The sequence below is a fragment of the Arthrobacter sp. 210 2 genome (assembly GCF_059093025.1).
Window position 1 is genome coordinate 218,117 of the sequence record NZ_JBNHIE010000004.1, and the last position, 23,315, is coordinate 241,431.

General features: G+C 65.3%; 23 protein-coding genes. 12 read left to right on the forward strand and 11 right to left on the reverse strand.

The window, feature by feature from the left end:
• The 7 genes from AC5RWA_RS10560 to AC5RWA_RS10590 form a co-directional block, all read right to left on the reverse strand.
• On the reverse strand, positions 1–387 hold the full coding sequence (locus tag AC5RWA_RS10560; protein WP_079595346.1) for a hypothetical protein: 387 nt from the start codon (positions 385–387) through the stop codon (positions 1–3).
• 178 nt (positions 388–565) lie between these two features.
• Positions 566–991 carry a heat shock protein transcriptional repressor HspR gene (locus AC5RWA_RS10565; RefSeq protein ID WP_079595347.1) on the reverse strand — a complete coding sequence of 142 codons (426 nt, stop codon included), beginning with the start codon at positions 989–991 and terminating at the stop codon, positions 566–568.
• Between the two features lie 15 nt (positions 992–1,006).
• Positions 1,007–1,978 (reverse strand): DnaJ C-terminal domain-containing protein, encoded by a 972-nt coding sequence (locus AC5RWA_RS10570; RefSeq protein ID WP_181884713.1) that lies wholly within the window; start codon positions 1,976–1,978, stop codon positions 1,007–1,009.
• Positions 1,979–2,254: 276 nt separating this feature from the next.
• Positions 2,255–2,953 carry a nucleotide exchange factor GrpE gene (locus AC5RWA_RS10575; RefSeq protein ID WP_494057556.1) on the reverse strand — a complete coding sequence of 233 codons (699 nt, stop codon included), beginning with the start codon at positions 2,951–2,953 and terminating at the stop codon, positions 2,255–2,257.
• 2 nt (positions 2,954–2,955) lie between these two features.
• A complete protein-coding gene (dnaK, locus tag AC5RWA_RS10580; RefSeq protein WP_494057557.1) occupies positions 2,956–4,827 on the reverse strand; it encodes a molecular chaperone DnaK in 1,872 nt (623 codons plus the stop codon).
• Between the two features lie 262 nt (positions 4,828–5,089).
• Positions 5,090–5,365 carry a hypothetical protein gene (locus tag AC5RWA_RS10585; RefSeq protein WP_494057558.1) on the reverse strand — a complete coding sequence of 92 codons (276 nt, stop codon included), beginning with the start codon at positions 5,363–5,365 and terminating at the stop codon, positions 5,090–5,092.
• Between the two features lie 107 nt (positions 5,366–5,472).
• A complete protein-coding gene (locus AC5RWA_RS10590; RefSeq protein WP_494057559.1) occupies positions 5,473–7,680 on the reverse strand; it encodes an MMPL family transporter in 2,208 nt (735 codons plus the stop codon).
• Positions 7,681–7,872: 192 nt separating this feature from the next.
• Here AC5RWA_RS10590 and AC5RWA_RS10595 point away from each other — a divergent pair, with 192 nt between their 5' ends.
• The 8 genes from AC5RWA_RS10595 to pabB all read left to right on the forward strand — a co-directional run bounded on the left by AC5RWA_RS10595 (position 7,873) and on the right by pabB (position 14,613).
• Positions 7,873–8,391: a MarR family winged helix-turn-helix transcriptional regulator gene (locus tag AC5RWA_RS10595; protein WP_494057560.1), complete on the forward strand. Its 519-nt coding sequence runs from the start codon at positions 7,873–7,875 to the stop codon at positions 8,389–8,391.
• An 88-nt stretch (positions 8,392–8,479) separates the two neighbouring features.
• Positions 8,480–9,298, forward strand: coding sequence for a methyltransferase domain-containing protein (locus AC5RWA_RS10600; protein WP_494057561.1), 819 nt, complete (start codon positions 8,480–8,482; stop codon positions 9,296–9,298).
• Positions 9,299–9,362: 64 nt separating this feature from the next.
• Positions 9,363–9,815 (forward strand): hypothetical protein, encoded by a 453-nt coding sequence (locus AC5RWA_RS10605; RefSeq protein ID WP_494057562.1) that lies wholly within the window; start codon positions 9,363–9,365, stop codon positions 9,813–9,815.
• A gap of 92 nt (positions 9,816–9,907) precedes the next feature.
• The gene (locus tag AC5RWA_RS10610; protein ID WP_494057563.1) at positions 9,908–10,531 is read left to right on the forward strand and encodes a LysE family transporter; all 624 of its coding nucleotides are present in this window, start codon (positions 9,908–9,910) and stop codon (positions 10,529–10,531) included.
• 132 nt (positions 10,532–10,663) lie between these two features.
• Entirely contained in the window at positions 10,664–11,203 is a 540-nt protein-coding gene (locus AC5RWA_RS10615; protein ID WP_494057564.1) for a low molecular weight protein-tyrosine-phosphatase, read from the forward strand.
• Between the two features lie 57 nt (positions 11,204–11,260).
• Positions 11,261–12,349, forward strand: a complete 1,089-nt coding sequence (locus tag AC5RWA_RS10620; RefSeq protein ID WP_494057565.1) for a GTP-binding protein — start codon at positions 11,261–11,263, stop codon at positions 12,347–12,349.
• A 43-nt stretch (positions 12,350–12,392) separates the two neighbouring features.
• Complete coding sequence (gene ykgO / locus AC5RWA_RS10625) at positions 12,393–12,515, forward strand: type B 50S ribosomal protein L36 (protein ID WP_011693081.1); 123 nt, start codon at positions 12,393–12,395, stop codon at positions 12,513–12,515.
• Positions 12,516–12,531: 16 nt separating this feature from the next.
• Positions 12,532–14,613: an aminodeoxychorismate synthase component I gene (gene pabB / locus AC5RWA_RS10630; RefSeq protein ID WP_494057566.1), complete on the forward strand. Its 2,082-nt coding sequence runs from the start codon at positions 12,532–12,534 to the stop codon at positions 14,611–14,613.
• A gap of 40 nt (positions 14,614–14,653) precedes the next feature.
• Here the strand turns inward: pabB and AC5RWA_RS10635 are convergent, their stop codons facing one another.
• Together AC5RWA_RS10635 and AC5RWA_RS10640 are read right to left on the reverse strand one after the other, a co-directional pair.
• Entirely contained in the window at positions 14,654–15,385 is a 732-nt protein-coding gene (locus AC5RWA_RS10635; RefSeq protein ID WP_079595359.1) for a polysaccharide deacetylase family protein, read from the reverse strand.
• A 221-nt stretch (positions 15,386–15,606) separates the two neighbouring features.
• On the reverse strand, positions 15,607–16,635 hold the full coding sequence (locus tag AC5RWA_RS10640; protein WP_494057567.1) for a LacI family DNA-binding transcriptional regulator: 1,029 nt from the start codon (positions 16,633–16,635) through the stop codon (positions 15,607–15,609).
• Positions 16,636–16,826: 191 nt separating this feature from the next.
• Here AC5RWA_RS10640 and AC5RWA_RS10645 point away from each other — a divergent pair, with 191 nt between their 5' ends.
• Positions 16,827–17,993, forward strand: coding sequence for an endo-1,4-beta-xylanase (locus AC5RWA_RS10645; protein WP_494057568.1), 1,167 nt, complete (start codon positions 16,827–16,829; stop codon positions 17,991–17,993).
• Positions 17,994–18,127: 134 nt separating this feature from the next.
• Here the strand turns inward: AC5RWA_RS10645 and AC5RWA_RS10650 are convergent, their stop codons facing one another.
• Complete coding sequence (locus AC5RWA_RS10650) at positions 18,128–19,039, reverse strand: aldose-1-epimerase (RefSeq protein ID WP_494057569.1); 912 nt, start codon at positions 19,037–19,039, stop codon at positions 18,128–18,130.
• Between the two features lie 29 nt (positions 19,040–19,068).
• Positions 19,069–20,094, reverse strand: a complete 1,026-nt coding sequence (locus tag AC5RWA_RS10655) for a LacI family DNA-binding transcriptional regulator (RefSeq protein ID WP_494057570.1) — start codon at positions 20,092–20,094, stop codon at positions 19,069–19,071.
• 139 nt (positions 20,095–20,233) lie between these two features.
• On the opposite strand from AC5RWA_RS10655, the gene AC5RWA_RS10660 reads away from it, so the two are divergent.
• Genes AC5RWA_RS10660 through AC5RWA_RS10670 form a run of 3 tightly spaced genes read left to right on the forward strand, consistent with a single transcriptional unit; the run spans position 20,234 to position 23,314 of the window.
• Positions 20,234–21,532 (forward strand): extracellular solute-binding protein, encoded by a 1,299-nt coding sequence (locus AC5RWA_RS10660; RefSeq protein WP_494057571.1) that lies wholly within the window; start codon positions 20,234–20,236, stop codon positions 21,530–21,532.
• A gap of 9 nt (positions 21,533–21,541) precedes the next feature.
• Positions 21,542–22,495 (forward strand): carbohydrate ABC transporter permease, encoded by a 954-nt coding sequence (locus AC5RWA_RS10665; protein ID WP_079595365.1) that lies wholly within the window; start codon positions 21,542–21,544, stop codon positions 22,493–22,495.
• Positions 22,496–23,314, forward strand: coding sequence for a carbohydrate ABC transporter permease (locus tag AC5RWA_RS10670; protein ID WP_079595366.1), 819 nt, complete (start codon positions 22,496–22,498; stop codon positions 23,312–23,314).
• Position 23,315 lies beyond the last annotated feature (1 nt).

The following is a 23,315-nucleotide window of genomic DNA, read 5'->3' on the forward strand; positions in this document are numbered from 1 at the left end:
TTACCCCATCGCCGGGGCGGCGGCGGTCCGGCCGGCAAACTGCCGCCGGGCCCACCGGGCGAGCTTCTTGCCCTTGCCCTTCCACCAGTTGTCCTCGTCCTTGTCGTGGTGCAGCCGGAAGATGATGGCCATGAGCACGAACATGCCCATGACCACATCGATCCAGGATGCCACCACCAGTGCGATGAGGACCGTCAGGCCGTTGGCGATGATGGACGGGATGGCCAGGGTCCGGAAAACGGTGCTGGCTACATAGCGCCGGTGCGACCTCGGGACGGACAGGGCCCGCACCATGTCGAAGCAGACGCACACCACCACGATCGTTTGCCCAATGGCGAGCAGGAGCTGGCCGGGGACCGAGCCGCTGAACGCGGACACCGCCTCCATCCCCGGGCTCATGGCCGGGCCTTGTTGGAACCACACATGGAAAACCCCCAGAAACTTGGAACCACTGCTGATCCAGCGGTGGTTCCATTGAAGTTTCCGGGGGTGGAAGGGTCACGAGTAGTGGGTACTCTATTTTCGACCCGCGACCAATATCAGGTACTTATTGCCCTGTGCCCAGTTATTGCCCGATGGCCCGGGGCCGCCAGAGCACCACTGCCTGGGAGCGGGGCCGCGGACGCTGGCCGCGGGCCAGGCTCACCACATCGCCGGCCGCGCCTGCAGCGAAGATGCGGGAATCGAAGGACTGCGGGCGGCGCGTGAGTTCCTCCGTAAGTTCGGAGACGCGCCGCTGGAGGGCGGCCACCTGGTTTTCGAGTTCCAGGATGCGCTTGATCCCTTCCAGCGAGACGCCTTCCTGCGACAGCCGCTGCACCTCCCGGAGCATGTTGACGTCCCGCTGCGAGTAGCGGCGGGACTTTCCGGGTGCACGGCTGGGCGAGACGATGCCCAGCCGGTCGTACTGCCGGAGCGTCTGGGGGTGCATGTCCGCAAGCTCAGCTGCCACCGAAATCACGAAGATTGGCTGGTCAGCATTGATCTCCACGCAACACCTCCGCTCCTACAACCGGGCCTTGGCGGCCAGGCCCTCTCGGACGTCGGCACCGGCCGTGGCTTCGGCAAACGCCTTGACCGCAGCTTCGGCTTCCTTATTCAGGTTCTTGGGAACGGCGACGTCGATGGTCACCAGCAGGTCGCCGGTGGCCTTGGAGGTCTTCACGCCTTTGCCCTTGACGCGCAGTGTACGGCCCGACGGCGTCCCGGCCGGAACGCGGACCCGCACCTTTTCGCCGTCGATGGTGGGCACCTCGATGTCGGCGCCCAGGGCAGCCTCCGGGAAGGTGACGGGGACGTGGATGCGGAGGTTGTCGCCGTCGCGCGTGTAAAACTCGTGCGGCTTGACGGACACGGTGACCACCAGGTCACCGTTGCCGGCCGGGCCGGGCTGGCCCTTGCCGCGGACGCGGATCTTCTGGCCGTCCTTGATGCCGGCGGGCACACGGACATCAATGACCTCGCCGCTGGGTTCCCGCAGGCCGATGGTGGTGCCCCGGATGGCGCCCGAGAACGAGATGCTCGTGGACGCGGTGCGGTCGGCACCCTTTGACGGCGCCCGCTGGAAGCCGGTCTGGCCGAAGCCGCCGCCGAACAGGTCGGCGAACTCGGGCGGGATGCCTCCGGCGGAGGGGTTGAAGCCGCCCGCGTGCCGGCCGGTGTTGCCGGTGAACAGGCCGCCGAACATGTCCTCGAACCCGCCGTTGCCGCCACCGGCACCGCCGGGAGCGAAGCGTGCCCCGCCGCCCATGGCGCGGATGGCGTCATACTGCTGGCGCTCGTCGGGATCCGAGAGCACCGAATAGGCCTCGGAGATGTCCTTGAACTTCTTCTCGGAAGCAGTGTTCCCCGAGTTGGTATCAGGGTGGTGCTCGCGGGCCAGCTTCCGGTAAGCCTTCTTGATATCGGCGTCGGAAGCGTCCTTGGCAACACCAAGGATCTTGTAAAAGTCCTTGTCCACCCAATCCTGGCTAGCCAATGGCGTTTCCTTTCAAAGTCTTCTAACTAACAGCTCTCCGCGGTACAGGGGCCCCCGCCCCTTCGCGTGGCGGCTGGGTCCTTGCGGACCCCAGCCGCCACGCTCCGGCAGGCCCGATGCCACTCCCGGGGCCCCTGTACCGCTGCGAGCTTTGTGGTTACCTCACCTTAGGCGAGATGACCAGCCGGTGCGGAGGCCGGATAGGGGGCGGCGGTGTGGAGGGCACCGCGGAGCGGGCACCGCCCCCTATCCGGCGTAGCACCGGAAGTACCCCGACTAAGCCGGCACTGCGACGATCACCTGTGCGGCCCGGAGGACGCGTTCGCCTGACTTGTAGCCTGAGCGGAGCACCTGGCTGACGGTGTCAACCTCGATGTCGTCGCCGGGCTGCTGGATCAGGGCCTCGTGGATCGTGGGATCGAACTCCACGCCGGTCTCGTCGATGCGGACCAGGCCGTAGGTCTTCAGCGCGTTCTCCAGCTTGGTGGCGATCGCGGCGAAGGGCCCGTCGGTGAGGTCGCCGTGCTGCCGCGCGGCGTCGACGTCGTCCAGGACCGGAAGCAGGGAATTCAGGACGCCGATGACGGCCATCTCCCCTGCCACGGCACGGTCGCGTTCAACGCGCTTGCGGTAGTTGACGTACTCGGCCTGCAGGCGGAGGAGGTCGTTCTTCAGCTCGGCTGCCTCGACGGTGGCTGAGCCTGCCGGAACCCCTTGGGCCACGGATTCCTCGGCCGGCACGTCGATGCCGTTGAGGATCTCCTCGGCCTGGGCGAGCGCGTCGCCGTCGGAATCCGTTTCACCGGCCGAAGCGCCGGCGGCGGACTGGCCGCCCTCCGGGTGCCGGGCCTGGCCGGTCACCGGGTCAACCTTGCGGTTGTCCCGGATGACCGGTTCCTGTCCGTTGCCCTGCTGGCCCATGCGCTCCTGGTTTGTGGATGAGTTGTGCTCTTCCTCGTTACCGTGGTGCGGCATGGCTACTTCTTCGCTTCGTCTTCGTCGATGATCTCGGCGTCGACGATGTCCTCGTCAGCCTTGGCACCTTCGGAACCGGCTGCACCTTCAGCGCCTGCGGCACCGGTGGCGCCGTCCGGCGAACCGGCCTGGGCGTAGATGGCCTCGCCCAGCTTGCCCTGCGAAGCCTGCAGCTTCTCGAAAGCGGACTTCACTGCGGCGTCGTCGGTGCCTTCGAGGGCCTTCTTGAGGTCGTCGACGTCGCCCTGGACCTCGGTCTTGACCTCTTCGGGCAGCTTGTCGGCGTTGTCGGCGATCAGCTTGTCCACGGAGTAGGCGAGCTGCTCGGCGCTGTTGCGGGTGTCGGTTGCCTCGCGGCGGGCCTTGTCCTCGGCTGCGTGCTCCTCGGCGTCACGAACCATGCGGTCGATGTCTTCCTTGGAGAGCGCGGTGCCGCCGGTGATGGTCATGGACTGTTCCTTGCCGGTGCCCTTGTCCTTCGCGGAGACGTGGACGATGCCGTTGGCGTCGATGTCGAAGGTGACCTCAACCTGCGGGACGCCGCGCGGAGCCGGCGCGATGCCGGTCAGCTCGAACGTGCCCAGCGGCTTGTTGTCGCGGGTGAACTCACGCTCGCCCTGGAAGACCTGGATGGCCACGGACGGCTGGTTGTCGTCAGCGGTGGTGAAGGTCTCGGACCGCTTGGTGGGGATGGCGGTGTTGCGCTCGATCAGGTGCGTCATCACGCCACCCTTGGTTTCAATACCGAGGGACAGCGGGGTGACGTCGATCAGCAGGACGTCCTTGCGCTCACCCTTCAGCACACCGGCCTGCAGGGCTGCGCCAACGGCCACAACCTCATCCGGGTTTACACCCTTGTTGGGCTCCTTGCCGCCGGCGAGTTCCTTGACCAGCTCGGAGACAGCGGGCATACGCGTGGAGCCACCCACGAGCACGATGTGGTTGATGTCGGAGAGCTTGATGCCGGCTTCCTTGATCACGTCGTGGAACGGCTTCTTGGTGCGCTCCAGCAGGTCCTTGGTGAGGTCCTGGAACTTGGCGCGGGTCAGCTGCTCGTCCAGGTGGACCGGGCCGTCGGGGGTGACGGACAGGTACTGGAGGGAGACGTTGGTGCTGGTGGAGGAGGACAGTTCCTTCTTGGCCTGCTCGGCAGCTTCGCGGAGGCGCTGCAGGGCGATCTTGTCCTTGGAGAGGTCGATGCCCTTGACCTTCAGCTGGTTCAGCAGGTACTCAACGACGCGGTTGTCCCAGTCGTCGCCGCCCAGGCGGTTGTCACCGGCGGTGGCGCGGACCTGGATGGTGGAGAAGTTGTCCTCGTCCTTGCCGACTTCGAGCAGGGAGACGTCGAAGGTGCCGCCGCCGAGGTCGAAGACCAGGATGAGTTCGTCTTCCTTGCCCTTGTCCAGGCCGTAGGCGAGTGCTGCGGCGGTGGGCTCGTTGACGATGCGCAGGACGTTCAGGCCTGCGATTTCGCCGGCTTCCTTGGTGGCCTGGCGCTCGGCGTCGTTGAAGTACGCGGGAACGGTGATCACAGCGTCGGTGACCTTTTCGCCCAGGTAGGACTCGGCGTCGTTCTTCAGCTTCATGAGCGTACGCGCGGAGATTTCCTGCGGGGTGTACTTCTTGCCGTCGATGTCCACCTTCCAGTCAGTGCCCATGTGGCGCTTGACCGAGGCGATGGTGCGGTCGATGTTGTTGACGGCCTGGCGCTTGGCGATTTCGCCGACCAGGACCTCGCCGGACTTGGAGAATGCAACGACGGACGGCGTGGTGCGGCCACCCTCGGCGTTGGCAATAACGGTGGGCTCGCCACCTTCGAGAACGGAGACGACGGAGTTTGTGGTTCCGAGGTCGATACCTACTGCACGTGACATGTGTTGCTTCCTTCTTTCCTTGGAAACTTGCTGGCGCCCTGATATTGAGCGTTCTGCACTCAACTTTACTCAGGGCGCTTCCGATGTCAACCAAAGTTGAGTGAAGTACGCTCAACTTCTGTTCTTGCAGGAGGGCGGAGAGTCTTTGCATTCCTTGGAATGCCGCGGTTTTACGCTCAAAAAAGGCCGACGGCGGCTCTCCGGTTTCGCTACGGGAGAACCACCGCCGGGCTGCTGTCGGCGTGCGTCAGTGCACCAGGGGTTACCTTTCGACGTTCCCGTCGCCGTGCAGGGGGCCACGCTCTTCGGCCGTGGTGTTGACCTGGCCGTCCGTGAGCCGCTCGCGGATGGCATCCTCCTGGCGTGCGGAGCCCACGGTACCTGCAGGTCCGTAATCCCCGTCCGGATATTCTCCGTCCGCAAGGTTCTCAGTGGGGCTTTCCACGGAGCCCGTATCGCTGTAGTCCCCGCCCTCGCCTTCCAGGCCCGGGGCAGGGCTGCCCTGGCGGGGCTCCTCATAGGCGTCGTATTCGCTCATGTGGCATCTCTCCTTCGAGTTCCGCGTCCATACGGGCACATTCGCAGTTTATCGAGCAGCGGAGCCGGTCAACAGGGCCCGGATACGACCGTCGGCAAGCCCCGCGGCTACCGGCGGCCAGCACCTTCCAGGTCTGTCTCCGGGCTGGTGCCGGCGCCGGAACGCGCAGCAGTATCCGCCTCCGGCCGCCCCAGCTTGCTCGGCCACCAGATCTTCGGGCCGATGTCGTAGGCCAGGGCAGGCACCAGCAGAGAACGCACCAGCACGGTGTCTAACAGCACGCCGAAAGCCACAATGAAGGCCAGCTGCACCAGGAACATGATGGGGATGACCCCCAAAGCGGCGAACGTCGCGGCCAGCACCACACCGGCCGAGGTGATGACCCCGCCGGTGACGCCCAGGCCGCGGAGGATGCCGGGGCGGGTGCCGTGCTTCAGGGACTCCTCGCGGACCCGGCTCATCAGGAAGATGTTGTAGTCCACGCCCAGCGCCACCAGGAACACAAAACCGAACAGCGGAACGGTGGCGTCGGCGCCGGGGAAGCCCAGGATGTTGTTGAAGACCAACGCTGACACGCCCATGGCTGCGGCGTAGGACAGCACCACGGAGAGCACCAGCAGGACCGGGGCCACCACCGAGCGCAGCAGCAGCATCAGGATGAAGAGGATCACCACCAGGACCACCGGGATGATGATCACCAGGTCGCGCTGGGCCGTGGTGTTGGTGTCCAATGCGGTGGCCGTGACGCCACCCACCAGCGCCCCGGGGTCCACGGCCTTAACGTCGTTGCGGAGGGCCTTGACGGCTTCCTCGGCTTCCAGTGAATCAGCGGCAGAGCTCAGGGTGGCATTGATCAGCACCCTGCCCTCGCGGACGTCCGGCTCGCTGGGAGTGCCCGGGGCCCCGGTGATGGGCACACTGCCCTCAGCCAGCAGATAGGCCTCGCCCACGCCGTCGGCCGCCTTCACGCTGTTTAGGACCTCCTGGGCCTTGCCCTGGTCCGCCACCACGACGGCGGGGCTGCCGCTGCCGGCGTCGAAGTGGCGCGCCAGGGCGTCCTGGCCGTCAACAGCATTGGAGGCGGAGAGGATCACGTCCGTCTGCGGCACGCCGTTGGCCTTGAGCTGCAGGACGCCGGCCGAGGCCGCCACGAGCAACAGGACCGAGGCAACCCAGATAGTCCGCGGCCTCCGCGACACCAGGGAGCCGGTGGCGCGCCACAGCCCCTTTTGGCCTTCCAGCCCGGTGACCAGTTCCGGTTCGCGCTCCTCGGCGGGCACCAGCTTGGGGCGGAATGGCCAGAAGGCTGCACGGCCCAGGAGCGCCATCAGGGCGGGCAGGAGGGTCAGCGCGGCGAACAGCGAGCAGAGGATGCCCGCCGCGGCCACGGGACCGAGCGCCTTATTGGAGTTGAGGTCCGAGAAGAGGAGGCACAGCAGGGCAATGATCACCGTGGCGCCCGAGGCCAGGATGGGCTCGAAGGATGCTTTCCAGGCTGTCAGGACGGCCCCGGTGCGGTTGGTGGTGTGTGTCAGCGCCTCGCGGAAGCGCGCCACATACAGCAGGGCATAGTCCGTAGCGGCGCCGATCACCAGGATGGAGAGGATGCCCTGGCTCTGGCCGTTCAGCTGGATCCAGCCGGCCTTGGCCATTCCGAAGACCAGGAGGATGGCGGCGCACAGCGCAAAGACGGACGTCAGGAGGACCATGATGGGCAGGAGCAGGGAGCGGTAAACGACCAGCAGGATCAGGAACACTGCGGCCAGCGCCACCAGCAGCAGGATCCCGTCAATGCCGGCGAACGCCGCGGTGAGGTCGGCCGCCAGGCCTGCGGGGCCGGTGACGAAGGCCTGCATCCCGGCAGGCGCCGCTTCAGCCACCGCGTCCCGCAGCTCCTGGACGGCTTCCTTGATTTCCGTCGATTCATTCACCGGGACGATGAACTGGACCGCTTTGCCGTCGTCGGACGGAATAGGCCCGACGACGGCGCTGCCCAGTTTCAGCTCTTCCAGTTCCGTCCGGAGGCCGGCCACTTCGCCCAACTGGGCCGGGGTGAAAGGTGCGCCGCTTTCAATAACGATGACGCCGGGAACCTCGTCCGAATCCCGGAACTTTGCCTGCCAGTCCTGCGCAGCCGTTGCCTCGGCACTTGCCGGCAGGAACGAGGCCTGGTCATTCGAGGACACTTCCTCCAGCCGTCCAAAGGTGGGTCCGCCTACGCCCGCGATCGCAAGCCAGGTGAGCACCAGGATGACAGGGAGGCGCCAGCGCAGCCAGAACGGGACACGTTCCTTGCCAGCGGTGTGATGTTTCATGATGCCTTCCGGAGGGGACAGGGGCGTAGACTTGTTCCACAACAGAGTATCTCCATAATGGAGATAAGTGCCAGTCAAGCTTTTGTTTTGTGCTTCACCGGTACGCGGGGCGCCGGGCTGCTGAAGTAATATCCGTCAGGACGGTCCGGCAGATCCGGTGCGGGTGAGTGCAGAAGAATGGAGGAGGTGGGCATGGCAGGCAAGGAACCCTCCGGCGTGCAGGCTCCTCCCGCAGGCCCAGTACCCAATGGCGGCCCCCACCCCCTGGTCCGGCTCCTTCAGGACTTCACGATCGAAGCCAACCGGTACGTCGATGCGGCCGGGGGCCGGAAAGACATGCACCGGACGGACCTGAACGCCCTGGCCGTCATCATGCGGCACACGGCCAAGGGCAGCGTGGTCACGCCCGGGGTCCTCCGCAAGGAGCTGCACCTGAGTTCGCCGGCCACCACCGCCTTGATCGATAGGCTGGACAGCGCGGGCCACGTGGTCCGCGAGCGCGGCACCTCGGACCGGAGGCAGGTCCAGCTCAAGATGACGCCCAAGGCATACCAGGAGGGCGGCGCCATCTTCGGCCCGCTCGCACGCCACATGGGGACCGCCATGGCCAGCTTCTCCGAGGATGAACTGGAGACCGTTTCCCGGTTCATGACGGCGATGGTGGAAGCAACGGTGGCGGCGCGGGACGAGACCTCAAACCCGCCAGCCTGACCTTTCCAGGCAGGTAACTGTCGCCTAACCCAGACAAACGCGCTTTTCGCGACGTTAAATGCAGCCCGGTTGGGGGTAGCGTTTGGTTATGAGTGCCCAGCAGCCTGAAGACGACGTTTACACGCACGGACACCACGAATCGGTGGTCCGCGCCCATGCCGCCAGGACCGCAGAGAATTCCGCCGCGTTTGTCCTGCCGCACCTGACGCCGGGCTCGGACGTCCTGGACGTCGGCTGCGGCCCGGGCACCATCACCTGCGATTTCGCCACCCTTGTCAGCCCCGGAAAAGTCACCGGCCTGGACCGCTCACCGGACATCATCGCCCAGGCGCAGGCCCTCGCCGTCGAGCGCGAGGTGCCCAATGTGGAGTTTGTGGCGGGCAACATCTATGACCTGGACTTCGAGGACGAGACCTTCGACGTGGTTCACGCCCACCAGGTGCTGCAGCATCTTACCGATCCGGTTGAGGCTCTCCGGGAGATGCGCCGCGTGGCCAAGCCGGGCGGCATCGTTGCCGTGCGGGACGCCGATTTCCACGGCATGAGCTGGTATCCCGCCATTCCTGAACTGGACGAGTGGATGGACCTGTACCAGCGCATCGCGCGGCGGAACGGAGCAGAGCCCGACGCCGGCCGGCGGCTGGTCAGCTGGGCCCAGTCGGCAGGCTTCACGGACGTCGCCCCCACCAGCAGCAACTGGCTTTACGCCACTGGCCAGCAGCGCCGCTGGCAGGCGCGCGTCTGGGGCGAGCGGGTACTTCACTCCGCCTTCGCCGAGCAGGCGCTGGAGTACGGCTTCGCGAACGCTGCAGACCTGGCCCGCATTTCGGCGGGCTGGCACCGCTGGGGCTCCACGGATGACGGCTGGTTCCTGATCCCCAACGGCGAGGTCATCGCCCGGGCATAAGTCCTTGTCCACATAGCCTGTGCTTGTACTCCCGCCTGCAACTCCGGGTCCATAGCATCGAAGCATGATCATCCAAGCAGGCTTCGACCTCGAGTTCCTTGCACGTCTGCTGATAGCTCCCGCTGGCGAAGTCCTACCCCGGCTCGTCCTGATTGAGCTGGACGCCGACATGCAGTTTGGAGATATTGAGCTTGTCAGCTGCCAATTCGACGGGAGGCTCAAACCCCATTACGACACCATCCTGGGTCATTTGGATCAGGACTCGACGCGGTACTTTGCGATCGCACATGCCGGGTGCTGGCCGGAGTGCGCTGATATCCATGAACCGGTCCTCGTAGAAGCGGAGGAGTTGCGGGAACTGGCCCTTCACCGTGGATTCGTCATGATCGGACATTTCGGCCTCGATGATGCCGGGTACATGTCGAACGGACCCCACTACTATTTTGACCGCTATCGCCTGGGCCTGCCGTGCACCATGGACCATTGGGTGCATTCAAAGCACGGGAAATGCGGCTGACCTTTCGGGTGACTTACCTGGAAATTTACGCCTCCAAATGACCACATTGTGGTGAGGGCTGTAGACGCACGTGCGCCGCGTAGGATTGTGAGGTGCAATTTTCCCTTTGGCTGGCTCTGGCCGGCGCCGGCACCCTGATCAGCTTCACCCCGGGCGCAGGGGCCATCAACACCATGAGCAACTCGCTGAACGCCGGTTTCCGGCGCTCGATGTGGGGAATCCTTGGGCAGCAGGCAGCCCTGGTGGTCCACGTGGTGATCGTGGCCCTGGGGGTGGGCGTGCTGGTTGCCAGCTCCCCGGTCGCTTTCAACGTGATCCGCTATGCAGGCGCCGCGTACCTCGTGTACCTGGGGGTCCGGCAGTTCCTCAGCAAGCCGGACATTGAAGAGGACAAGGCTGAGGCCCTGCGGAACGAGCCGGCCTGGTCGATCTTCCGGCGCGGGTTGTGGGTCAACCTGCTCAACCCAAAGGCCATCGTCTTCTTCCTCGCGTTCATGCCGCAGTTCATCCGGCCCGAACAGCCCCTCTTCGCGCAGTATGCGGTGCTCACCGCCACCATTGTGGGCATCGATATCCTGGTGATGTGGTTCTTCTTCGCCGCCACAGCCAGGTCCTTCCAGCGTTTTACCCAGACCAGCCGTGGACAGTTGCTCCTCAGCAAAGTGTTTGGCGTGCTGTTTGTGGCCGTCGGAATCCTGCTTGCCCTGATCCACTAGCCGGTCCGGGCGGCTCAACGACGGCTCAACAGTGCGGGAATGGCGGCGACAGTCATCCTTCTTTACAAGCCTGTCAACATTTATGAATCGCGCCCTAGCCAACAAGGCCAATTAGCGCGCATGCTTACTTTCATGAACTCAGCGTCGAGCCCATACCGCGTCATTGCCGTCTGCACCGGCAACATCTGCCGCTCCCCCATGGCTGAACTTATGCTGAGGGCAGCCCTGGAGCGCGAAGGGCTGGACAGAATGGTGGCCGTGGACTCGGCCGGAACCACAGGTTATGAGGCGGGCCGGCCCATCGATCCCCGCGCTGCCCGCAAACTGGCGGTTGCGCACCTGGCTTCCGAGCTTCACATTGCCCGGGAATGGGTTCCCGACTGGTTCCGCGAACGGGACCTGATCCTGGCGCTGGACGTCGATCACTACGCCTGGCTGAGCGAGGCGGCCCCGGACCGCGAGTCACTGGAAAAGATCCGCATGCTGCGCAGCTTCGACCCCAAAGTGGCGGGCCGGGACATGCTGGACCAGGGGATTGAGGACCCCTGGTACGGCGGGCAGGCCGATTTCGACACTGTATGGCGCCAGATCAGCGGCGCCCTGCCAGGCATCGTGGACCACATCAGGGCGGCAGTACTAAGGGGTTCCGAGCTTCAGCCGCAGGAAAGCTAATGAGGGGAAACGCCCCCGGCTTGTAATTGAGAATGATTCTCAATTACTCTTGCTTGCATGCACCTGATCGTTGTCAGTTCCCTTGATGCCCTCTGCCGCCAGCAGGCCTGCGAGGGCCTGGCTGCAGCCCACCCGGGAAGCCTGGTGGTCCTCCACGACCTTTTGGAAAACGGACTCGTTATCCGCCGCGTGTATAGCGGCTCCATAATGCGGGAACGGGACGAGACCATATTGGAGCATGGCTGCCTCAGTTGTGCGGTCCGCCTGGACCTGGTCCCGGCCGTCGACCGGTTGATCGAGGAAAACCAGGGCCAGCCGATCATCATCGGCCTGCCTCCGGCCGTGCCTGCGTCGGTCGCCGTTTCCGCATTGGACCGGGGCCTCAGGAGCCCGGCCCGGGTTTCCTCGACCATCCTTGCCTGCGCCCCGGACGCGGTGGAGGACCACATCTGGGACCCGCACACGCTGTTTGAGTCCGGGTTTACTCCGGTGGCCGATGACGAGCGCACACCCGGTGAATTCCTGCTCGGCGAACTCGCGTTTGTGGACACCGTCCTGCCGGCAGAACCGGATATCGTTCCGGCTGATCCCGTGGGGCGGAAACGTGGCCTGCACCTGATCCGGGAAGTGGCCCCGCACGCAGACATTGCACCAGGCGCCGCAGCTGTCCGACCCGGCCTGCACCGGTATGCGGAGGCCGTGGCAAGGACAGCTCCGGGGACCATCCAGGAGCCCCGCCCGGACGGCAAGGCCACCGGCTCGCCGTTTACTACCGTGTTCCAGCACGTTGAGCGCCCCCTGCATCCCGGACGTTTCCGCCAGGCGCTGGGCATCCTCGCCCAGGGCTGCTGCGTCCTGCGGGGCCAACTGTGGGTCGCCTCCGCGCCCGAATGCCGGATAGCAATCCAGGGCATCGGCCCGCGGGTCTGGCTCGAAAACGTGGGCGGCTGGCCGGAGGGGCGGCCGGGGAAACAGCCCGCGGTGCGGGCATTGGCCCCTGCCGCCGCCACCGTGATTGCCGCAACGGGAGAGGACCTGGATCCGGAGGAGTTCGAGCGGCTCCTGCGGAACTGCGAGCTCACCGATGAGGAACTGGCATCCGGTGAGGGCCTGCACGACCCCTTCGGCCTCCGGCGTGCCAGCTAGCACCCGCCGTTTCACCCCCAAAAAACAAAACAAAGGAAGAACCATGAAGGTACGCAATTCACTACGGGCACTGAAGAAGATCCCGGGGGCACAAATTGTCCGCCGCCGCGGCAGGACCTTTGTCATTAACAAGAAGAACCCCCGGATGAAAGCGCGACAGGGATAACGGTACGCTCTAATCCATGAGCCCAGCCCCCGTCATCATCGCCGTCGACGGGCGCTCGGGCGCAGGGAAGACCACACTCGCCGTCGAACTGGCGGCCCGCCTGCGCGTCCACCACAAGGTCTCCCTCTTCCACCTCGAAGACATCTACCCCGGCTGGAACGGCCTCGCGGCCGGCGTCGAACGCTACGTCTCCACCGTCCTCGGCCCGCTGAGCCGGGGGGAAGCGGCAACTTGGACCAGCTGGGACTGGGAGAAACATTACGACGGCGACCCCAAGGTAACGCTGCCCGCAGAGATCGTCATCGTGGAGGGAGTGGGGGCGGCAGCGGCGGAAGCGCGTCCGCTCGTGAGCGCCGTGATCTGGGCCGAGTCGCCGGACGACGTGCGGCGGACCCGGGCACTGGACCGCGACGGCGACACGTATGAACCCTACTGGGATCAGTGGGCGGCGCAGGAAGAGGAATGGCTGGCGGGCGATGACGTCCCGCGGCACGCGGATGTCCGCGTCAACAATCTCGCAGACGGTTTCGCGGTGACCGACCTGCTGCAACTTCTCCCCTACCTCCCGGCACTGGCCCCGGTCCTGGCACCCGAACTGTCCGCCCGCCGCGGACTCACCCTCAGGGCAAGGCGGCTGGACCGGCTCCCGGACGCCCCGGCCCTGTTCCGCTCCCTCTATGGCGGCTCGGCCAACGCCGTCTGGCTGGACTCGTCCAACGCCGCTGCCGCTGGTTTCCAACCAGGCGGGGAGGACCTGACCGGAAAGACAGCCGCCGCGCGCAGCCGCTTCAGCATCATGGCGGACGACGGCGGCACTTTCGGCCAGGCAGTGACCCACCGCTCCGGGAAAAGCCTGATCAGCACGGGCTCCGCGGCAGTCCGGGTAAACGGGCCGTTCTTCCGGTGGCTCGACACCGTTTGGGGCTGCCGGGCGGTCCGCGCGCCCGAAGGCTACCCGGGCCACTTCACACTGGGCTGGCTGGGGTGCCTGGGCTATGAGCTCAAGCGCGAAACCGGCGGCACCGACCTGCCTGCACCCACCCCTGACGCCGCGCTGATCTTCGCAGGTAGGGCCGTGGTCCTGGACCACTCCGAGGGCACGGCCTGGCTCCTCGCCCTGGAGGCTCCGGACGCGGAGGACTGGCTGGACGCCGCGGCAGCGGCCGTCGAAGACGCGGCGCAACGGCAAGAAGAAACCCCTCCCGGCGGCAGCACCGGCGTCGTACTCCCTGCAGCGCCTGCCTTTCAAAGCCGCGACACAGGCGCGGAATATCGGGAAAAGATTGCCGCTGCCCAACACGAGATCGCCGAGGGAAACACCTACGAGGTCTGTCTGACCACAACACTGTCAGCCCGCGTGCCGGCCGACACCTTGGACCCCTGGAGCACGTACCTGGCGCTTCGCCGGAGGAACCCCGCACCCTTCGCGAGCTTCCTCCGGCTGGGCAACGTCACGGTGGCGAGCACCTCCCCCGAGCGGTTCCTCAAGATAGCGTCCGACGGCGGCATGCGCGCCGAACCGATCAAGGGCACCAGGCGCCGGGCTGCTGATCCGGCCGAGGATGCACAGCTGCGCACCGATCTGGCCACGTCATTGAAGGACCGCGCGGAGAACATCATGATTGTCGACCTGCTGCGGAACGACCTCAGCCATTTCGCCGCTCCAGGTTCCGTCACGGTTAGCCGGCTCTGCGCCATCGAGAGCTACGCCACCGTGCACCAGATGGTCAGCACCATTGACGCCCGCCTCCTGCCCGGATCGTCCCGGGCGGAGGCAGTTGCCGCCTGCTTCCCGGCGGGCTCGATGACCGGCGCGCCCAAAATCAGCACCATGGCCCTCCTCGACCAGCTGGAAGGCGAAGCGCGGGGCCTCTATTCCGGCGCCATCGGATACTTCTCGCTGAACGGCGCAACGGACCTCGCCGTCGCCATCCGGACCCTGGTGATCAGCGCAGACGGGAACGGAACCGCGGAACTGACGCTCGGCGTCGGCGGTGCCATCACCGCCGACTCGGTGCCGGACGAGGAGTACGAGGAGATCCGCACCAAGGCATATGGAGTGCTGTCCACGCTGGGTGCGGAATTCCCGGACACCTGATGCGCCGCGCGGGCCGTTGCCGTGCCGCCCGCGCGACAGGTCAGCCGCGGCGGGCGGGCCTGTCGAACTTCCAGCCCTCGGACTTGAGCTCCGGGATGACCTGGTCAACGGCTTCCACGGTCTGGGTCCTGTCACCGCCGCCGTCGTGCAGGAGCACAACACCGCCAGGCCGGATTCCCTCACGGATACGGCGGACCAGTTCCGGCGTCCCCGGCGGCTCCCAGTCGCCGATGGTCAGCTGCCAGCCCAGCGGCTGCATGCCCAGTTCGGCGGCCACTTCAGGCGTTTGTCCCCAACTGCCGTACGGGGCGCGGAAGTAGTCGATCTTTGCGTCCGGCACCGCTTCCCGGATAACGGCGCTGGTTTCCAGCAGATCAGCCTTGATGGCTTCCGGGCCCCAGGTGGCCATGTTGTCGTGGTGCATGGTGTGGTTGCAGAGCAGGTGGCCGGCGGCGGCAATCTGCCGCACGATGTCGGGGTACTGCTTCACATGGTCACCCCACAGGCAGAAGGTGGCCTTGACGTGGTGTTTCTCCAGGACGGCCAGCAGTTTGGGGGTACTTACGGGGTCGGGACCGTCATCGAACGTCAGGCTGAGGTATTTGCCCTCATGCCGGGTCGAATCGACAATGGCCGGGGTTGCCTGGTCCGCCTGCGCGGGGGTTGCTCCGGCGAGGCCTGCCGGGACGGAGGCACCGAGGGCAAGGACAGCCGCCGCGAGTGGCAGTGCGGCCCTGCGCAGGGAAACCGGGTTGTACGTCGGGAGGTGCATTGTTTTCCTTCCTGTCGTCATGAACCTCGCCGGCACGCCGCACGTCGTGAAAGCACGAAAGACCGCTGCTTTGCGGACCACAGAGCCGCGTGGCTGGCGGGGAGGATCATGGAAGTTTTCCGGTAAGTTCCGGAACTTGCTCAGCGTAGGTCCACGCCGCGAGCGCCGTCAAGGGTTATCCGGCCCTGGTGTAGTTGCGGGGAGGCAGCGGCTTCCGGAGGTCAGCGGCCGGCCGGCGGAGCCGTGCTCTCCCGGACCATCAGCCGTGTGGAAAGTTCCACCCGCGGGCTCTCCGCGCCTTCGCCCTGCAGCATCCGAAGTACCGTGCGGGCGGCAAGTTTGCCCATCTCGGCCAGCGGCTGCCGGACTGTGGTGAGCGGAGGTGAGGCCCACTGGGCCTCGGGAAGGTCATCGAAGCCCACAACGCTGATGTCCTCGGGCACCCGGAGTCCCTTCTTGCGGACCGCTTCGTAGACGCCTAGGGCCATCTGGTCGCTGGCTGCGAAGACGGCGGAGGGCGGCTCAGCCAACTCGAGCAGGCGGCAACCGGCGCGGAAGCCGGACTGGTAGTCGAAGTCCCCCTCGATAACGAGTTCGGGATCGAAGGAAATGCCCGCCGCGTCCAGGCCTGCCCGGTAGCCGTCCAGCCGGGCCCTGCTGCACCATAACCCCGGCGTTCCGGCCACAAAGCCGATGCGGCGGTGGCCGATTCCGGTCAGGTGCTCGGTAGCACCCACTGCTCCGGTCCAGTTGGTGGCGCCAATCGTGGGCACATCCAAGTCCGGAACGCCGGCCGGGTCCACCACGACTGCCGGCACGTGGAGGCGCTGCAGTTCGGCGCGGAGGAAGGAATCGAGGTCGGTGGTGACCAGGATGGCCCCGTCACTTGCCCTGGCACTGACATTGTCCAGCCACTGCCGGGTGGACGCGGGGCTGCTCTGGCGATGAATGGCGGAGACCACAGTGGAAGCACCGGCTTCGTTGGCGGCTTCCTCCACCCCGCGGATGATCTCCACTGCCCAGGGGCTGTCCAGGTCATTGAACACGAGGTCGATAAGGCCGGACCGTACTTCCGGGCGCGCGCCCCGGCGTTGGTACCCGTAGTCCCGAAGCAGCGTTTCCACGCGTTCCCGGGTTTGCGGGGCGACGTCGCTGCGGCCGTTGAGCACCCTGGAGACAGTGGGCACCGATACTCCCGCTTCGGCGGCGATGGCCGAAATTGTGACTGCCCGGCGGGGACTCTCCTGCACGCATTCCTCCTGGTCCGCTGCAAGTATAGGCCCTCGCCCGGCGGGGCGGTTTCAAAAGTTTTGCCGAAACCCTTGACGCACTCTCCGGAATATTCCTAATCTACAACGACCGACTTCCGGAAACTTCCGGAAGTCGGTCGCCATCGGACCTCCTGGACCGATCACTTCAGCACCTCAAAGGAGAGCATTTAATGAAGGTTGCCCAACTAGTCGCCGCCGCCGTGCTGGCGTCGACGTTTGTCCTCCCCACGGCACTGCCCGCAATGGCCGGCCAAAACGACCAGCCGAAGCCCCCGGGACTTGCCAAGCAGGACACCCTGCGCTGGGCCGCACCCAACGACGTCCGGATCGGCACCGCGGTTGCCGGCGGCGGCCATCATGACACCATGCCCTACGCCAACCCGTTCACTTCCGACGCGCAGTACCGCGAAGTCCTGGCTGCCGAGTTCAGCTCCGTATCCCCCGAAAACCAGGCGAAGTGGGAGTTCATCCACCCCCAGCGGGACCAGTACCGCTTCGCTGAGATGGACGCCATCGTCGAGTTCGCCCAGCAGCACGGACAGGTGGTCCGCGGCCACACCCTGTTCTGGCACAGCCAGAACCCCGCCTGGCTGGAGAACGGCGGCTTTTCTGAGGATGAACTCCGCTCCATCCTGAAGGACCACATCACTACGGTGGTGGGACGCTACGCCGGCAAGATCCAGCAGTGGGATGTTGCCAACGAGATCTTCAACGGCGACGGCACCCTGCGTACCAGCGACAACATCTGGATCCGCGAATTGGGTCCGGGGATCATCGAGGATGCCTTCCGCTGGGCCCATGAAGCAGATCCGAATGCAAAGCTCTTCTTCAACGACTATGGCGTTGAAGGCATCAACGCAAAGAGCACAGCCTATGTGGACCTCATTTCGAAGCTCCAGGCAAAAGGCGTCAAGGTGGACGGCTTCGCCGTGCAGGGCCACCTGAGCACCCGCTACGGCTTCCCCGGCGACCTCCAGGCGAACCTTCAGCGTTTCGAAGACCTTGGCCTGGAAACCGCCGTCACGGAGATCGACGTCCGCATGGACGTTCCGGCCGGCACCAAGCCGACGACCGAACAGCTGGCCAAGCAGGCCAGCTACTACCAGCGTGCTTTGGAAGCCTGCCTGAACATTGAGGGATGCAAGTCCTTCACCATCTGGGGATTCAACGACAAGTACTCCTGGGTGCCTGTCTTCTTCAGCGGCGAGGGCGAGGCAACGGTGATGTGGGAGGACTATACCCGCAAGCCCTCGTACTACGCGCTGCAGTCCACCCTGGCCGCAGCAACCCCGGGCGGAGAGCAGCGCCTGGCCCACCACCCGGCCTACCAGCAGTAGGCGCTGCCGCAGTAAATCCTGGCGAAAGCGGCAATTGCCGGCAAAGCGGCCCGGAACCGAAGGGTTCCGGGCCGCTTTGTGCTCCAGCTACTGCCCAGTGGCGGCTGTCCTGATCCGCCGACTGGTTTGATCCGCTAACCCTCCAGGGCGTGGATCGTGAACGCGAGCGTGTGCGACTGGCCAGGTTCCAGGACAACAAGGTCCTGGCCGGAGTTAAAGGCATCGGGCGGGCAGGTCATTGGTTCAACCGCCAGCCCCTTGCGGCCGCGCAATTCTCCTGAATAGAGCTGCAGCCAGGGTGCCTGGTCCCCCGTTGATTGCAGCACCGCCGCAAGCTGCAGGGCAGGGTTGCGGAGGATGACGTCCCACTCCCCCTCAGGGAGGTTGGTGAAGGCATGGTCCAGCGACTGCGAGGCAATCCTGCGGGCGTCCGAGAAGTCAAAGTCCGTGCCCTTGGTATCAACAAGGTCCGTAGGCTGCAGCTTGTCGTCCGTCAGGAGCACCTTGCCTGCCCGGAAACTCAACTCGCAGGTGGAGATGTCCCCGCCGCCCACCGTGAGGTATGGATGGGAGCCGCAGCCGTAAGGCACTGGTGCCGGGCCGCAGTTGAGGGCACTGAGCTCGATTCGCAGCCCCGTGGCCGCGTCCAGCGCGTAGGTTGCCGAGAGCGCAAGCGGAAAGGGGTACCCGGGCTCGCCGTGCAGCAGATGCGCCAGGGTCGCTTCGGCCTGCGAGCGCTGCTCCACCCGCCATTCGCTCCACAGCGCAAGCCCGTGCAGCGCGCTCCCGGTGGCCGCCTCGTTGACCGGCAGCTCATAGCGCTGCCCATCGAAGGAGTACGCACCGCCGTTCACCCGGTTCGGCCAGGGCATGAGCGTCTTGCCTGCGAAGGCGGGGGGCAGTTCGTCGGCAGGATAGGGCAGGACCAGGTCCTGGCCGCGGAAAGCCAGGCTGTGCAGCCCGGCCCCCACGGTGGTGACAACTGCCGTGTAGTCCCCCGCCTCGAGCGTGATGAGCTCGCCGTTGGCGTTGACGATGGATGACATGCGGTTCCTTTCGGGAGGCGGGGCCAGGATCAGATCCGGCCTGGAGGTGCAGTGCTTTGGCGGACAACGAGTGACGTCGCGAGATCCAGGCGCAGGTTGTTGGGCCGCTCGCCCTCCCGCAGGCGCAGAACCATCCGGGCAGCCTCTTCGGCCATTTCGATCAGGGGCTGGTGCACGGTGGTGAGGGCAGGGCTGGACCAGCGTGCCACCTGAAGGTCGTCGTATCCCACGATGGACAGGTCCCCGGGAACGGACAGGCCCAGCTGGCGGGCGGCATCGAGCACGCCGAGGGCCTGCAGGTCACTGCCCGCGAAGATGGCGGTGGGCCTTTCCTCGAGGGCCAGCAGCTCCAGGGCATGGGCGCGTCCGCCGTCCACGTGGAAGTCGCCGTACCTGATCAAGGAGCGGTCGATGGGAATACCGGCTGTATTCAGGGCTGAGCTGTAGCCGTCGATCCGCGCCAGGGAGCACATCATGTCCTCCGGGCCGGAGATGGCGGCTATTCGTGTGTGGCCGAGTTCGATGAGGTGGCGGGTCGCCATCATGCCTCCGGCCCAGTTGGCGGAGCCAACAGAGGGAACACCGGGGGCGGGGTCACCCGCGGGATCAATGATGGCAAAGGGAATGGAGCGGGCCTCCAGCTGCTGCCGGTATTCCAGCGGCAGGTCGGAGGAAACGAGGACAACCCCGGCGGGCTGCCGCGCCATCACGCCCTCCACCCAGCCTGCGCCCGGTGCATGCCTGGTGCCGCTTTCGGTGAGGATGACGCTCATGCCGTTCGCCTTGGCGACATTTTCGACGCCGCGGATAATTTCCAGCGCCCAGGCGCTTTCGAGTTCCGGGAAGACCAGCTCCAGAAGCGCCGACTTGGTGGATGCCTTTCGCCGTTTGTACCCATGCTCCTCCAGGAGCTCCTCAACTTTCGTCCTGGTTTTGCGGGAAACGTCGGCGCGTCCGTTGAGGACCTTCGAAATTGTCGACAGCGAAACGCCCGCCTCCTCCGCCAGCTGGGCGAGAGTAACGCGCACGTCGGAAGAAGAAGCAGGGCTCGTCATGGGAAACAGCATAGCGATACTTTCGGTTTTTGTACCGCAAATTTGCGAACCTCTTGCGCCGGTGAATGGCCGCGCCTAGACTGTGATCCATCAAACAACTTTCGGTCCTAGCATCGAAACTTTCGAGAGGCGTTCAAAGATGAACCACCACGGTTGGGTGGCCCGCACGATTGCCGGCAGCGCGGCTCTGGCCCTTGGCCTGACAATGGCCGGGTGCTCAGGAGGGTCCGGCGCAGCAAGCCGGCCCGAAAACGAAATTCACGTCGCCATGTACGGCGATGCGGGGAACACCGTCGAACAGAAAATGATCGACACCTTCAATGCAACATCCGACGTCAAGGTTGTCCTGGACAAGATCCCAGGCGCGGAGTACCAGTCCAAGCTCCAGACCATCATCGACACGCCCACGGCTCCGGACATCTTCTTCAACTGGGGCGGGGGCAGCATCAAGAACTTCGTGGATGCCGACCTCCTGCTCCCCCTTGACGACTTCATCAAGGAGGACCCGCAGCTGAAGGACGCCTTCCTGCCGTCCGTGTTCGAGACTGCCGTCATCGGTGACAAGGCATACGGGATCCCCATGCGGGGCACCCAGCCCGTCATGTTGTTCAACAACTCCAAGGTCCTCGCGGACGCAGGCATTTCCAATCCTCCCGCAACGTGGGATGAACTCCTTGAAGACGTCAAGATCCTCAAGGACAAGGGCATCACCCCCATCGCCCTGGGTGGTGCGGACAAGTGGCCCACCCTGATGTGGGTGGAGTACGTCTACGACCGCGTTGCAGGCGAAGGGCTGTTCAAGAAGGCCCTGGAGGGGGACACCAGCGTCTGGGAATCGGAAGAGAGCCGCAAGGCCCTGGGCATGCTCCGCGAACTGGTCGACGCCGGTGCGTTCGGCACCAATTTCGATTCCGTGAAGTTCACCCACGGCGGCTCTCCCGCCCTCCTCGCCAGCGGCAAGGCAGGCTTTGAGCTGATGGGCTCATGGGAATACGCCACCCAGCAGAGCAGCGACCCGCAGTTCGCCGCCGAGGTCCTGGGCTACAGCGAGTTCCCCAAGGTTGAAGGGGGCCTCGGCGACGAGGACAACCTGGTGGGCAACACCAACAACTTCTACTCGATCCACAAAAACACGCGCTACCCGGAAGCCGCCCGCGACTTCCTGAAGCTCATGTACTCCGATCAGTTCGTGCAGGAGCAGGTAGGCATCGGAAACCTGCCCACCACCACGAACACCGAGAAGTTCCTCGACAAGGCAGCAGATCCGGAATACGCCAGGTACCAGTTCAACCTGGTCAAGGAAGCCCCCTCCTTCCAGCTCTCCTGGGACCAGGCGTACCCGCCGGAAGCAACTGTCACCATCCACACCGCCGTCGCCCAGTTCTTCAGCGGACAGATCGACGAAGCCGGCTTCATCAAGGCCATGCAGAGCCTCTAGGAAACAACAATGACGACGACGCTTGCACAACGCAGGCGCCCGGCACATCCGGGCGGCCCCGCCAAGGGCCGCCCGGCAGGCCGGGGCGGCTCCAACGTGGGCCGCCCCGGCTTTGTCTGGGCCCTTCCTGCCAGCATATTCTTTGCCCTTTTCGCACTTGTCCCGCTCCTCGCGGTGGCCGTGCTCTCCTTCACCACCTGGAGCGGCCTTGGCGACCCGAAGTTCGTCGGGCTCAAGAACTGGGAAGCCCTCTTCGCAGACCCGGTCATGCTCCAGAGCCTCTGGCTCAGCCTGCTGTTCATTGTGCTCGGCATCGTCACGCAGACTCCGCTCAGCATCCTGCTCGGCGTCTGGGCAGCCGGCAACCAGAAGAACCGCGCCATCCTGAGCGCTGTCTACTTCGTGCCGCTGCTGCTCTCCTCGGCCGCCATCTCCGTGCTGTGGCGGGCACTTCTTGACCCCAACTTCGGCATTCCCGGCCAGATGTCCTGGCTGTTCGGGGACGGCAACATCCTTGGCACGCAGACCGGCGCCATCGCGGTGCTGATCTTCGTGGGCATGTGGCAGTTCACGCCCTTCCACACGCTGATCTACCAAGGCGCCGCCCGGCAGATCCCGCCCGTCCTGTACCAGGCCGCGTCAATCGACGGCGCCGGCACCGTCCGGCAGTTCTTCAGCATCACCCTGCCGCAGCTGAAGAACAGCATCATCACGTCAGTGATCCTGATGGTGGTCGGCGGCCTGACCACTTTTGAAACCGTCCTCATCCTGACCAACGGCGGACCGGGCACCGGTACCACCATCACCGCTTTCCACATGTACCAGGAAGCGTTCCGGCGGTTCGATTTCGGCACCGGCAGCGCCATCGCCCTGGTGCTCGTCGTCATCTCCACGGCCATCTCCTTCGCCGTGGTCCGCCTGTCCGGGTACGACAAGATGCGCAGTTCGCTGGAGGGGCTCTAAATGAAAACACGCCCGAATTACCTCGCCGGCATCGGAGCCTTCATCTGGCTGGCCATCGTGGCTGTTCCGCTCTACGTCATGCTGTCCGCGACCTTCCAGACCCGTGCTGAGTTCGGCGACAACGGGCCGCTGTCCCTGCCGACCAGCTTTACGCTGCAGAACTACGTGGATGCCGTGACCAGCGGCTTTGGCCGGTACTTCCTGAACACCATCATCGTTACCGTCGGAGTCGTGGGCCTGGTCCTGCTCCTGGTGCCGCCATTGAGTTACGCGATCGTGCGGAGCCAGAGCCGCGCCGCCTCGGCCATCTTCCGCCTGTTCCTGCTGGGCCTCGCGATCCCCGCCCAGGCCGTCATTGTCCCCGTGTTCTACCTCATCAACACTGTGGGCCTTTACGACAACCTGCTGGGCGTCATCCTCCCCACCGCGGCCTTCGCCCTGCCGATCTGCACCATCATCCTCAGCGGAACCATGCGGGACATCACCCCCGAGCTGTACGAGGCCATGGCCATGGACGGCGCTACCCCGGCCAAGTCCTTCCTGCGCCTGGTGCTGCCGCTGTCCAAGGGCGGCCTGTCCACCATCGCCGTGTTCTCGGCCCTCCAGGCCTGGAACGGCTTCCTCTTCCCGCTGATCCTGACCCAGTCCGAGTCCACCCGTGTGGTCACGCTGGGCCTGTTCAACTTCCAAACCCAGTTCGGCATCAACATTCCCGGGCTCCTGGCCGCCGTGACACTGTCCATGGTGCCGGTACTTCTTGTCTACCTCTTCGCGCGCCGCGCACTTGTCCAGGGCCTGATGGGCGCTGGCGGAAAGTAAT

Coding starts and splice junctions, on each gene's coding strand:
- AC5RWA_RS10575 (WP_494057556.1), bottom strand. CDS start 2,953: ATGCCGCACCACGGTAACGAGGAAGAGCACAACTCATCCACAAACCAG.
- AC5RWA_RS10600 (WP_494057561.1), top strand. CDS start 8,480: ATGAGTGCCCAGCAGCCTGAAGACGACGTTTACACGCACGGACACCAC.
- dnaK (WP_494057557.1), bottom strand. CDS start 4,827: ATGTCACGTGCAGTAGGTATCGACCTCGGAACCACAAACTCCGTCGTC.
- AC5RWA_RS10670 (WP_079595366.1), top strand. CDS start 22,496: ATGAAAACACGCCCGAATTACCTCGCCGGCATCGGAGCCTTCATCTGG.
- AC5RWA_RS10620 (WP_494057565.1), top strand. CDS start 11,261: ATGCACCTGATCGTTGTCAGTTCCCTTGATGCCCTCTGCCGCCAGCAG.
- AC5RWA_RS10590 (WP_494057559.1), bottom strand. CDS start 7,680: ATGAAACATCACACCGCTGGCAAGGAACGTGTCCCGTTCTGGCTGCGC.
- AC5RWA_RS10615 (WP_494057564.1), top strand. CDS start 10,664: ATGAACTCAGCGTCGAGCCCATACCGCGTCATTGCCGTCTGCACCGGC.
- AC5RWA_RS10595 (WP_494057560.1), top strand. CDS start 7,873: ATGGCAGGCAAGGAACCCTCCGGCGTGCAGGCTCCTCCCGCAGGCCCA.
- AC5RWA_RS10635 (WP_079595359.1), bottom strand. CDS start 15,385: ATGCACCTCCCGACGTACAACCCGGTTTCCCTGCGCAGGGCCGCACTG.
- pabB (WP_494057566.1), top strand. CDS start 12,532: ATGAGCCCAGCCCCCGTCATCATCGCCGTCGACGGGCGCTCGGGCGCA.
- AC5RWA_RS10585 (WP_494057558.1), bottom strand. CDS start 5,365: ATGAGCGAATACGACGCCTATGAGGAGCCCCGCCAGGGCAGCCCTGCC.
- AC5RWA_RS10605 (WP_494057562.1), top strand. CDS start 9,363: ATGATCATCCAAGCAGGCTTCGACCTCGAGTTCCTTGCACGTCTGCTG.
- AC5RWA_RS10665 (WP_079595365.1), top strand. CDS start 21,542: ATGACGACGACGCTTGCACAACGCAGGCGCCCGGCACATCCGGGCGGC.
- AC5RWA_RS10650 (WP_494057569.1), bottom strand. CDS start 19,039: ATGTCATCCATCGTCAACGCCAACGGCGAGCTCATCACGCTCGAGGCG.
- AC5RWA_RS10560 (WP_079595346.1), bottom strand. CDS start 387: ATGGAGGCGGTGTCCGCGTTCAGCGGCTCGGTCCCCGGCCAGCTCCTG.
- AC5RWA_RS10645 (WP_494057568.1), top strand. CDS start 16,827: ATGAAGGTTGCCCAACTAGTCGCCGCCGCCGTGCTGGCGTCGACGTTT.
- AC5RWA_RS10660 (WP_494057571.1), top strand. CDS start 20,234: ATGAACCACCACGGTTGGGTGGCCCGCACGATTGCCGGCAGCGCGGCT.
- ykgO (WP_011693081.1), top strand. CDS start 12,393: ATGAAGGTACGCAATTCACTACGGGCACTGAAGAAGATCCCGGGGGCA.
- AC5RWA_RS10655 (WP_494057570.1), bottom strand. CDS start 20,094: ATGACGAGCCCTGCTTCTTCTTCCGACGTGCGCGTTACTCTCGCCCAG.